This is a genomic window from Flavobacterium qiangtangense (assembly GCF_042658345.1).
Taxonomy (GTDB): domain Bacteria; phylum Bacteroidota; class Bacteroidia; order Flavobacteriales; family Flavobacteriaceae; genus Flavobacterium; species Flavobacterium qiangtangense.
The window spans coordinates 532,625-543,947 of sequence record NZ_JBHSQB010000004.1 but is presented as its reverse complement, the minus strand read 5'-3'; the positions used below and the strand labels follow the sequence as shown (position 1 = coordinate 543,947).

General features: G+C 36.4%; 12 protein-coding genes and 1 rRNA gene. 9 read left to right on the top strand and 4 right to left on the bottom strand.

Features of this window, described 5'->3' with window-relative positions:
* Positions 1–18: 18 nt before the first annotated feature.
* Together rrf and ACFPVY_RS05565 are read left to right on the top strand one after the other, a co-directional pair.
* Positions 19–128, top strand: a 5S ribosomal RNA gene (rrf, locus tag ACFPVY_RS05570).
* Positions 129–300: 172 nt separating this feature from the next.
* Positions 301–603: a hypothetical protein gene (locus tag ACFPVY_RS05565; protein ID WP_379790971.1), complete on the top strand. Its 303-nt coding sequence runs from the start codon at positions 301–303 to the stop codon at positions 601–603.
* A gap of 33 nt (positions 604–636) precedes the next feature.
* Here the strand turns inward: ACFPVY_RS05565 and msrB (ACFPVY_RS05560) are convergent, their stop codons facing one another.
* From msrB (ACFPVY_RS05560) to ACFPVY_RS05545, 4 genes are read right to left on the bottom strand one after another with little or no spacing between them, the layout of a single operon-like run.
* Complete coding sequence (gene msrB, locus ACFPVY_RS05560; protein WP_379790969.1) at positions 637–1,035, bottom strand: peptide-methionine (R)-S-oxide reductase MsrB; 399 nt, start codon at positions 1,033–1,035, stop codon at positions 637–639.
* Between the two features lie 3 nt (positions 1,036–1,038).
* On the bottom strand, positions 1,039–1,527 hold the full coding sequence (msrB, locus tag ACFPVY_RS05555) for a peptide-methionine (R)-S-oxide reductase MsrB (protein WP_379790967.1): 489 nt from the start codon (positions 1,525–1,527) through the stop codon (positions 1,039–1,041).
* Between the two features lie 7 nt (positions 1,528–1,534).
* The gene (locus tag ACFPVY_RS05550) at positions 1,535–2,263 is read right to left on the bottom strand and encodes an alpha/beta fold hydrolase (protein ID WP_379790965.1); all 729 of its coding nucleotides are present in this window, start codon (positions 2,261–2,263) and stop codon (positions 1,535–1,537) included.
* The gene (locus ACFPVY_RS05545; RefSeq protein ID WP_379790963.1) at positions 2,232–2,429 is read right to left on the bottom strand and encodes a hypothetical protein; all 198 of its coding nucleotides are present in this window, start codon (positions 2,427–2,429) and stop codon (positions 2,232–2,234) included. Before ACFPVY_RS05545 ends, ACFPVY_RS05550 begins: the two co-directional genes overlap by 32 nt.
* Positions 2,430–2,674: 245 nt before the next feature.
* Here ACFPVY_RS05545 and ACFPVY_RS05540 point away from each other — a divergent pair, with 245 nt between their 5' ends.
* The 7 genes from ACFPVY_RS05540 (at position 2,675) to ACFPVY_RS05510 (ending at position 11,307) form a co-directional block, all read left to right on the top strand.
* Positions 2,675–3,244, top strand: a complete 570-nt coding sequence (locus ACFPVY_RS05540) for a YdeI/OmpD-associated family protein (protein ID WP_379790961.1) — start codon at positions 2,675–2,677, stop codon at positions 3,242–3,244.
* A 12-nt stretch (positions 3,245–3,256) separates the two neighbouring features.
* Positions 3,257–5,158 (top strand): 1,4-alpha-glucan branching protein GlgB, encoded by a 1,902-nt coding sequence (gene glgB / locus ACFPVY_RS05535; protein ID WP_379790959.1) that lies wholly within the window; start codon positions 3,257–3,259, stop codon positions 5,156–5,158.
* Positions 5,159–5,175: 17 nt separating this feature from the next.
* Positions 5,176–5,742 (top strand): DUF4256 domain-containing protein, encoded by a 567-nt coding sequence (locus tag ACFPVY_RS05530; RefSeq protein WP_379790957.1) that lies wholly within the window; start codon positions 5,176–5,178, stop codon positions 5,740–5,742.
* 119 nt (positions 5,743–5,861) lie between these two features.
* On the top strand, positions 5,862–6,524 hold the full coding sequence (locus tag ACFPVY_RS05525) for a hypothetical protein (RefSeq protein ID WP_379790955.1): 663 nt from the start codon (positions 5,862–5,864) through the stop codon (positions 6,522–6,524).
* A gap of 148 nt (positions 6,525–6,672) precedes the next feature.
* On the top strand, positions 6,673–9,072 hold the full coding sequence (locus ACFPVY_RS05520; protein ID WP_379790953.1) for a glycoside hydrolase family 31 protein: 2,400 nt from the start codon (positions 6,673–6,675) through the stop codon (positions 9,070–9,072).
* A 34-nt stretch (positions 9,073–9,106) separates the two neighbouring features.
* Entirely contained in the window at positions 9,107–9,925 is an 819-nt protein-coding gene (locus tag ACFPVY_RS05515; protein WP_379790951.1) for a M48 family metallopeptidase, read from the top strand.
* An 83-nt stretch (positions 9,926–10,008) separates the two neighbouring features.
* Positions 10,009–11,307 (top strand): MFS transporter, encoded by a 1,299-nt coding sequence (locus tag ACFPVY_RS05510; RefSeq protein ID WP_379790949.1) that lies wholly within the window; start codon positions 10,009–10,011, stop codon positions 11,305–11,307.
* The last annotated feature ends 16 nt before the right edge of the window (positions 11,308–11,323 follow it).

Here is an 11,323-nt window from a genome sequence, read left to right as displayed (position 1 = left end):
GACGCGACAAGAATAGCCTAAGGTGGTTATTGCGGCGGGGCTCACCTCTTCCCATCCCGAACAGAGAAGTTAAGCCCGCCTGCGCAGATGGTACTGCAATCCTGTGGGAGAGTATGTCGCCGCCTTTTTTTGAGAATCCTCATCATTTACTTGATGGGGATTTTTTTTTGGAATATGCCAAATGATATTTGCTGATATTATCAGGATGAATTAACGTGATCGTTTCCTAAAGTTTCTATAAAATCCTTTTCTCTAATAATTCATTCAAGTAACTTTATAATTCAACCAAAAAGATAAATTATGAAAAAGTTATTTTATACCACAGCACTTTTCTTATCGATGTATAGTTTTACTTACGCAGAAATAAATTTTATGCAAATCTCAGGAGGAAAAGAAATTGTGCAAGAGAAAGAATATAAAAAAGTAAAATCAGAAGATGTTAGTAAAGAAGCATTGATGAATATCAAAGCTAAATATGGCGATTACCAAATTTCAGAAGCTGCAGTTTCTTCTGACGGAGAATACAAGTTAACATTAAAGAAAGACAATGCTTTATTAATTGCAACTTTTACTTCAGCGGGCGATTTAATAAAAATATTATAATAAAAAAGGCGATTTAAAATCGCCTTTTTCTTTTTAGATTTGTTCGTCTTTAAAATCGACAGACAATGAATTCACACAATAACGCTGTCCTGTTTTTGTTGGTCCATCATCAAAAACGTGTCCCAAATGACTGCCACAATTGGCACACAAAATCTCCGTACGCACCATTCCGTGCGTTGCATCTTTAATATATTCCACTTTTCCAGGAATCGATTCGTCAAAAGAAGGCCATCCGCAATGCGCATCAAATTTAGAATCACTTTCAAATAATGGTTCTCCGCAAGCGCCACAACTATAAGTGCCTTTGTCAAAAGTCAAATTGTATTTCCCTGAATGCGGAAATTCCGTTCCTTTTTGGCGCAAGATTTTATAACGTTCCAAGCCTAATTCGGCTTTCCATTCTTCTTCCGTTTTATTTATTTTATAACTCATGTTTTATTTTTTTGCTGGTTCAAATTTTATTGAAACCGAATTAGTACAAAATCTTTTTCCAGTAGTTGCTTTCGGTCCGTCATCAAAAACGTGCCCCAAGTGTCCGCCACATTTGGCACACATCACTTCGGTTCTAACCATCCCAAAACTGATATCTTCCTTATAAATTACCGAACCTTTTATAGCTTGGTCAAATGAAGGCCAACCGCAATCAGAATCAAACTTTGCATCAGAATTAAACAACACATTGCCGCACGCTGCGCAAACATATTTTCCTTTTTCAAAATGATTGTAATATTCTCCGGTAAAAGCTCTTTCTGTTCCTTTTTTTCTCAAAACTTCATACTGTTCTGGTGTCAATTCCTTCTTCCATTCGGCATCCGTTTTCTGAATTTTTGCAGTATTTTCTTTTCTCGAAACTTCTTTCTTTTCCTGACTTTGGCACGAAGAAAATGTAAATACGGCCACTAACAACAAGATAACATTTTTCATAAATCTTTTAGTTTAAAAATTCTATAATTTTTTTGATGACTTTAGCGTCTCCCAAGATTTTTCGATGTCCCAAACCTTCCGTTAGAAACAATTCACCGTTTTTCAAATTTTCTTTAATATGATGTCCGGCCTTTACCGGAACGTCGTCATCATCTTTGTCGTGAATCACAAGAACAGGAATCTCAATCTCTCTCGCCACTATATACGCAGAAAAACTGTCCATAGTTTTCTCGATTCGCTTCTCCAGATTCGCCTTCATCTTCTTACTTATTGCAATATTCATACCTAATTTCTCCACGAAATCAACCATAATATCTTCCACAATATCACCGCTTCCAATTATCACCGCTTTTTTGACTTTCAAGCCTCTTTTTATGGAATTTAAAATCGACATACCACCTAAAGAATGCCCGACTGCAAATTCAAACGGCCCAAATTTTTTCTCCAATTCTAAAATCCCAGCAATAAATTCTGTCATATTGCTCGTTTTTCCTGAAGCTTTTCCGTGAGCCGGCGCGTCGAAACTTATCGTTTGATAGCCTAATTTTACAAATTCGTCGGCAATTTTTACTAACTGCGTGCCGCGTCCAGACCAACCGTGAACCAATAAAACTTTTTTCGTTCCGGTTCCATATTTATACACAACCATTTCTTTATCAATGCTTTGAATGGCAAATTTCTCTTGAACAGAATTTTTGTCCATTTCAAATTCCCGTTTCGGAAGCTTGTATTTCATCGGCGTCGTAAACAATTTTATCGCAAACTTCACGGCCAATTTTGTTGACATCGTTTCCAATATTTTCGCCGTCACCAATATAGTTTTCGGTATCTTTAAAGATTGCTGGTGCTTTTTCGGAAGTTCTGCCATGGTTCAAATTTTCATGCAAGTTATTACATATCATAATTTTTACTAAATTTAAAACTCATAAATAAAATATAAATCTGTGAAATATTTGAAGCCAAACACCAGTCCTTTAACAGCAATCCATTTTCCCGCTGGAGCCACTCGCTTTGCGCCAGCTTTCAAGGCTGGCACAAGAGCTCAAACAAAGGCACCATCGGGGCTAGTTAAAAACTTCAGGCATTCTTTTAACTCCCGACTCATCGGGATGGGCCAAATCTGTGTCGATAAACTTTGCATAAAAAAATGAAACCAATCTTCTTTAAAAACCAATCTGAACTCAGAAAATGGCTTGAAAAAAATCATCTTTCAGAACAAGAATTAATTTTAGGCTTTTATAAAAAAGGAACCGGAAAAGAAAACGTAACTTGGAGCCAAGCAGTCGATGAAGCGTTATGTTTCGGTTGGATTGACGGAATTTCCAGAAGAATTGACGAAGAACGATGGCAAATCAGATTGACTCCAAGAAAGCCAAACAGCATTTGGAGCAACGTCAATATAAATAAAATTAAAGTGTTGAGAGAAAGTGGATTAATGTATCCAAAAGGAATTGAAGCTTTCAGTAAAAGAAAAGAAGAAAACTCCGGAATTTATGCGTTCGAAACGGAAGAAAAGCAGTTAACGCCAGAATTTGAAAAGCAATTTATGGATAATAAAAAAGCTTGGAATTTCTTCCAATCGCAACCGCCAGGTTATAAAAAAGCAGCGTTGCATTACGTCATGACTGCAAAACAAGAAGCCACGAGAGAAAAACGAATCGACAACTTAATTGCGGATAGCGAGGCAGGTTTGAGGTTGAAACAATTACGCAGATAAAACAAGACATAAATGAAAACAATTCCATATTCGCTCTTTACAGATTTTGATATTTCGCTTTTCAAGGCTGGGAAACATTTCAGACTTTACGAAAAATTAGGCGCACATTTAACCGAAGTTGATGGTCAAAAAGGTACTTATTTTGCGGTTTGGGCGCCGTCAGCAAAATCGGTTTCCGTAGTAGGAGATTTCAATTATTGGACACACGGAGAACACGATTTGAACGTTCGCTGGGATGGTTCTGGAATTTGGGAAGGCTTTATTCCAAATATTGAAAAAGGAAGCAAATACAAATATAAAATTGAGTCGCATCACAATAATATAATGACCGAAAAAGCAGACCCGTTTGCTTTATTTTGTGAAACGCCACCACAAACGGCTTCGGTTGTGTGGGATTTGAATCACGATTGGTCTGATGAAAATTGGATGAAAAACCGAAAGAATTTTAATGATTTAGACAAACCATATTCGGTTTATGAAGTCCATATCGGTTCTTGGAAAAAGAAAATTGAGGAAAATCGGTCGTTGACTTATTTGGAACTCGCTGAAGATTTGGTAAAATATGTCAAAGAAACTGGCTTCACCCACATCGAGTTTATGCCAATTATGGAATATCCATACGAACCTTCTTGGGGTTATCAGTTGGTCGGCTATTTCGCGCCAACGTCAAGATTTGGAAAACCGCAGGATTTTATGGTTTTGGTACAAAAGTTTCACGAAGCTGGAATTGGCGTGATTTTAGACTGGGTTCCGTCGCATTTTCCTAGCGATGAACACGGTTTGGGATTCTTTGACGGAACACATTTATATGAACATCCCGACATCCGAAAAGGTTATCATCCCGATTGGAAAAGCTTAATTTTCAATTATGGACGAAACGAAGTTCGCTCGTTTTTGATTTCAAATGCTGTGTTTTGGTTGCAGAAATACCACATCGACGGACTTCGGGTTGACGCCGTCGCTTCGATGCTTTATCTGGATTATTCAAGGAAAGAAGGCGAGTGGGAACCGAATATTTTTGGTGGAAGAGAAAATTTAGATACCATAAGTTTCTTGAAAGAATTAAATGAAGAAATTTATTGGAATTTCGACGGAGTTCAGACAATTGCGGAAGAAAGTACTTCATTTCCGATGGTTTCAAAACCAACATACGTCGGCGGTTTGGGCTTTGGAATGAAGTGGATGATGGGCTGGATGCACGATACTTTGGAGTACTTCAAAAAAGAACCGATTTATAGAAAACACCACCAAAACGACCTGACTTTTAGCATGACGTACGCTTTTACGGAGAATTTTATGTTACCGTTGTCGCACGACGAAGTGGTTTATGGAAAGCAATCGATGTTAAACAAAATGCCTGGTGATGAATGGCAGAAGTTTGGGAATTTGCGGTTGCTTTACAGTTTCATGTTCACGCATCCGGGCACGAAATTGCTTTTTATGGGAAGTGAATTTGGACAAAGCGCCGAATGGAATTTTGACCAAAGCCTCGACTGGCACTTGCTTCAATATGATTTTCACAGCGGAATTAAAAACTTGATTACTGATTTGAATAAATTGTACAAACAAGAACCGGCGTTGTTTGAAAAGCAATTTTCACACGATGGTTTTGAGTGGATAAATTATGGCGACCACGAAAATTCTGTGCTTTCATACATTCGAAAAGGAAATAATCTGGACGAAAATGTGATTGTAGTTTGCAATTTGACTCCGGTAATTCGCGAAAATTACAGAATAGGAATTCCGTCGAATAAAAACTTGGAAGAAATTTTCAATAGTGATAAAAAAGAATACGGCGGAACCAATGTTTACAATGTAAATCTGAAAACCCAAGATATTCCTTGGAACGGCAGGGATTTTTCTTGTTCCATGACATTACCTCCGTTGGGCGTTTTGGTTTTTAAATTGGTTTAGAATCTAAATTTTAAGATATGGCAACATCTAAAAAACAACTTTCATCCGAAGAAAAAGAAGCATTGATTGCAATTTTAAAAACTCGGTTTGAGACAAATTTCAATAGACATTCTGAAATTGATTGGTCAAAAGTGGCAGAAAAATTAGAACAAAATCCGCAGAAACTTTGGTCACTTAATGAAATGGAAAAAACGGGCGGTGAACCAGATGTCGTTGGTTTTGATACAATTTCTAAGGAATATATTTTTATGGATTGTTCTGCAGAAAGTCCGAAAGGACGCCGAAGTACTTGTTATGATTTGGAAGGTTTGCAATCTCGAAAAGAGCATCAGCCAGAAAATAACGCCATTGATATCGCAAAAGCAATGGGAGTTGAAATCTTGACCGAAGAACAATATCGCGATTTGCAAAAACTCGGAAAATTTGATGAAAAAACTTCGAGCTGGCTGAAAACTTTGCCAGAAGTGCGAAAATTAGGCGGGGCTATTTTTGGCGATTTCAGATACGGTCAAGTTTTCATTTACCACAATGGCGCACAATCTTATTATGGAGCGAGAGGTTTTAGAGGGATTTTGAGAGTTTAAGCTTACTTGGTTACTAATCAATTTAAAAAATTATGAAATCTTATAACTATTTATATGTGTTACTTGCGCTCTTTCTAATGAGTTGCAATGAAAGTAAAGATTCGAAAATTAAGCATTCAATGGAAGATTTAATGAATAGATTTCCTGAATTAAAAGTGAATCAAAAAAGCGGTAGTAAATTTGAATTAGTTAAAAGTGTAAAGGATTTTAAATCTGATTTTGAAATACAACTTTATTCTGAATCAGATTCTATTGATAACAAGCAACAAATAATTGTTTTAATTAACTCTGAAGAAGAATGTTCATCGATTCCATTTTTCGGTAATAAATATAAGGATTACTGGGAATTTTCTTTTGATAAGCCAATAGAAAATGTCAATAAAATAAATTCAACATTTACAAGGGAGTTAAATAATGCCTTAAAAATATTTCCGATAACAGACAATCCTAAAAATTGTAATTTTGAAGTAGTAGAAGAGATGTTACAATCGTTATTGGTGTGTCAGAAGATTGAAGAAAAAGATAGCTTGTCTGTCGTTAAAACATTAAATTTAAACTCCGATATTCCAAATGAACAACGTGAATCTGCGTTTTCGAGAATTAGAAAAAATTACGAAAAAATGAAAAAAGACTGGCATCCTAAAGATTTTTTCTCTAATTATAATTGCTATTATGACGAACGAAGAGGAAGAATATATCAAATAAACTACGATGAAGATTGTAAAAATTACAGAATTACAACTTATCGACAAGATTTTGGATTTACCGCTGTAAGTATGTAAATATTTTAGTTTTAGACTAATATAAATCTGCTAGTTTAATAGATTAATTTGCTTTATTATCTACAACGTTTTCGTGAAAATATAACAAATTAATTGGTATTGCTCGAACAACTTTGTAAGTTTGATACATTCCATACAACAAAAAACTATGATTACAAATACAGAACTCGAGAGAAAAGGCGATTTATATCCCTTAAATATTATAGATGTAAAAAGGGAAGGCGATAGCGTTTTTTTCTATGCGGAAAATGCTGTAATTCTGAAACTTACGGTTTTTAGAGATAGCCTTATCCGATTTAGATTTACTACAAAAGGTTACTTCAATAACGACTTTTCATACGCAATCGACGAAAATCATTCCAGAGGTTTTAACAAGCTGGAATTAGAGGAAGACGCTGATTTTTACAAAGTTATTACCAGTAAAATCGTTTGTCACGTAAGTAAAAAAGATTTGCGTCACAGTATTTATGACTTGGATGGAAACGCAATTTTAGAAGACGAACTCGGTTTTCACTGGGAAGAAATCTATGAATATGGCGGAAATGTCGTGAAAATGAGCAAAGTTTCTAAAGACGGAGAAAGTTTTTATGGACTTGGCGACAAAGCGACGCACTTGAATTTAAAAGGAAAACGTCTTGAAAACTGGGCGACCGACCAATATGCATTTTCAAAAGACCAAGAGCCGTTGTACAAATCGGTTCCGTTTTATATTGGTTTGAGGGACAAGGGTGCGTACGGTGTTTTCTTTGATAACACGTTCAGAAGCTTTTTTGATTTCTCCCAAGAAAGAAAAAATGTGACCAGTTTTTGGGCTGACGGAGGCGAAATGAACTATTATTTTTTCTATGGTCCGAATATGCAAGACGTCGTTACTTCGTACACCGATTTGACCGGAAAACCAGAATTACCGCCACTTTGGGCTTTAGGTTACCACCAATGTAAATGGAGCTATTATCCAGAAAGCAAGGTGAAAGAAGTGGCAAGCAAGTTCCGTGAATTGCAGATTCCTTGCGACGGAATTTATTTGGATATTGATTATATGGATGGTTTCCGATGCTTTACTTGGAACAAAGAATATTTTCCAGACCCAAAGAAAATGGTCGCAGATTTGGCCGAAGACGGTTTTAAAACTATCGTAATCATTGACCCAGGAATTAAAATTGACACCGATTATTCGGTTTATAACGAAGGAATTGCAAACGATTATTTCTGCAAAAGAGCCGACGGACCTTTGATGAAAGGAAAAGTTTGGCCAGGCGAATGTAATTTTCCTGATTACACAAATCCTTTAGTTAGAGAGTGGTGGGCAGAGTTATTTAAAGAATTAATTGCAGACATTGGCGTAAAAGGAGTTTGGAATGATATGAACGAACCGGCCGTTATGGAAGTTCCTAATAAGACATTTCCGATGGATGTTCGCCACGATTATGACGGAAATCCGTGCAGTCACAGAAAAGCTCACAACATTTATGGAACGCAAATGGCAAGAGCAACCTACGAAGGTGTAAAACGTTTTTCATATCCTAAACGTCCGTTTGTCATCACACGTTCGGCCTATTCTGGAGCGCAACGCTACACGTCTTCTTGGACTGGCGACAACGTGGCGAGCTGGGAACATTTGTGGATTGCAAACATCCAAATGCAACGAATGTCATTATCAGGAATGGGTTTCACAGGCTCTGATATTGGCGGATTTGCAGAACAGCCAACAGGCGAATTATACGCAAGATGGATTCAATTAGGTGTTTTTCATCCTTTTTGTAGAACGCATTCTTCGGGTCATCACGGCGAGCAAGAGCCTTGGGCTTTTGACGAAAATGTGGTTGATATCACACGAAAATTCGTGAATTTGAGATACCAACTGCTTCCGTATTTGTACACCATGTTTTGGCAATATATTGACGAAGGGATTCCAATGTTGAAGCCTTTGGTTTATTATGACCAAGAAGATTCTCAAACACATTATAGAACTGACGAGTTTATTTTTGGGAACCAAATTTTAGTTTGCCCGATTTTAGAACCAAATTCAAAAGGCCGAAGATTGTATATTCCAAGAGGAAATTGGTACAATTACTGGACAAATGAATTGGTTTCTGGCGGAAAAGAAATTTGGGTAGATACTGATTATGACCAAATTCCGTTATTCGTGAAAGAAGGTGCGATTATCCCGAAATATCCTGTACAGCAATATGTTGGCGAATTAGATTTTGATGAATTGACTTTAGATGTTTATTTTAAAAACGGAAAAGAAACGTCTGTGGTTTATGAAGACGCGCAAGATGGCTATGATTACACAAAAGGAAGATTTAGCCTAAGAACATTCAAAATGACAGGAAAAGAAAACGAATTAATCGTAACGCAACATAAAGAAGGCAAGTTTATTACGCCTTACACCAAATTTAAAATCAATCTGTTGGCGTTACCATTTGGTATCGATTCTATCCAAATTGACAATGAAGATGTTAATATTGCCGACTTGAAATTGAATAATGACAATACTTTAACAATAAATAAAGATTTTTCTGAAATACATATCAAAGGAAATTAGTAAATTTGAGTATAAACCAATTAACAAAAATAAAATGAAACGTAGATATTTACTGATTCCCATCATTTTTGGTGGAATCCTATATTCTTGTGCTACAAATCCTTTCACAGGAAAAAGCACTTTGGCTTTAGTGCCAGATTCTCAGATTTTGCCATCTGCTTTTCAGCAATACAGCACTTTTTTGAAAGAAAATAAAGTCGTTACTGGAACTGCTGATGCAAACCGTGTAACAACTGTTGGAACGAAAATTAAAAATGCTGCTGAAAAGTACCTGAATGCCAATGGTTATGCGGGTTATTTGAAAGATTATCAATGGGAATATAAATTGGTGGAAAGCAAGGAAGTGAACGCTTGGTGTATGCCAGGAGGAAAAATCGTTTTTTACACCGGAATTCTTCCAATAACAAAAGACGAAGCTGGAATGGCTGTAGTAATGGGCCACGAAGTTGCGCACGCTTTGTTAAATCACGGTCAGCAACGAATGAGTTCTGATGTTTTGACACAACTTGGCGCGGCGGGAGTTGGCGCTGCAACTGGCGGAAAAAGTGAAACTGTGCAACAAATTGCAATGCAAGCCTATGGAGTTGGAGCACAATATGGTGTAGCCTTGCCTTTTAGCAGAAGCCACGAAAGTGAAGCTGACAAAGTTGGTTTGACATTAATGGCAATCGCAGGTTACAATCCCGAAGTTTCTGTTGCTTTTTGGGAACGAATGGCGGCGCAATCGGGTGGAAGCGCACCTCCAGAATTTATGAGTACGCACCCTTCAAATGCTACAAGAATCGCAAATTTAAAAGCATTGATTCCGCAAGCAAAAGCTGATGCTGCAAAATATGGCGTCACATTTAAATAAAAGATAATCTTGAGATTCAATAAAATATAATATCTTCGAAGCTGTCTTAACCGACAGCTTTTTTTATTGATAAAATCAAAACTATGCAAACAGCTTTACCAAAGGGAAATAAAAAATTAATGAACGCTTGGGCTTTTTATGACTGGGCAAATTCGGTGTATCCGCTGGTAATTTCGTCGGCCATTTTTCCTTTGTATTTTGGATTTCTTTTTCCAAAGGAAGGAGCAGATTTACATTTCTTAGGATTTGATTTTAAAGCAACTGCCTTGATTAGTTTTGTAACAGCTTTTGCTTTTTTAGTGGTAGCGATAATTTCTCCAATTTTATCTGGAATAGCCGATTTTGCTGGAAATAAAAAACGTTTTCTACAATTCTTTTGTTATCTGGGTGCTTTCTCATGTATTGGAATGTATTGGTTTACAGTCGAAAATATTTACTTCGGAATTACTTGTTTTTTCTTCGGATTAATCGGGTTCTGGGGAAGCTTGGTTTTTTATAATTCTTACCTTCCAGATATTGCTTTTAATGAACAACAAGATAGGCTGAGCGCAAAAGGTTACTCGATGGGTTACATTGGAAGCGTAATTTTACTCTTGGTTTGTTTGTATTTAATTTTAAGCAAAGAAGGAGCAGAAGCTTTAGAAATGATGAAAGTTTCCTTTGCTTTAACTGGAGTTTGGTGGATTTTATTTGCGCAATATGCTTTTTATTATCTTCCAAAAGGAAATAACAACGGAGCTAAAATTACGAAAGATGTGCTTTTTAGCGGTTTCAGAGAATTGAAGAAAGTTAAAAACGAATTGGTTAAACATTTAAGTTTAGCCAGATATTTGACTGCTTTTTTTGTGTATAGTATGGCGGTGCAAACGGTTATGCTTGTCGCGACTTACTTTGGCGAACAAGAAATTAATTGGGCAAATCCACAAGATAAAACACAAGGTTTAATTGTAAGTATTTTGGCAATTCAGTTAGTGGCTATTTTGGGAGCTGTAATTACGTCGAGAGCTTCTGGTAAATTCGGCAATATCAAAACGCTAATTGTCATAAACGGAATTTGGGCTGTAATTTGCGTCGGCGCTTATTTTGTGACAGAACCAATTCATTTTTATATCACGGCTTGTTTTGTAGGGTTGGTTATGGGTGGAATTCAGGCACTTTCGCGTTCCACATATTCAAAATTTTTGCCCGAAACAGACGACACCACTTCATATTTTAGTTTTTATGACGTTGCCGAAAAAATTGGAATTGTCATCGGGATGTGCATTTATGGAATGATTGACCAAATTACTGGAAGTATGCGTAACTCAATTGTGTTTTTGACCGTATTTTTTATAGTTGGATTAATTTTATTATTCAGAGTTCCGAAAAAATCATTGTCATAACGTAAAAAAAATTATA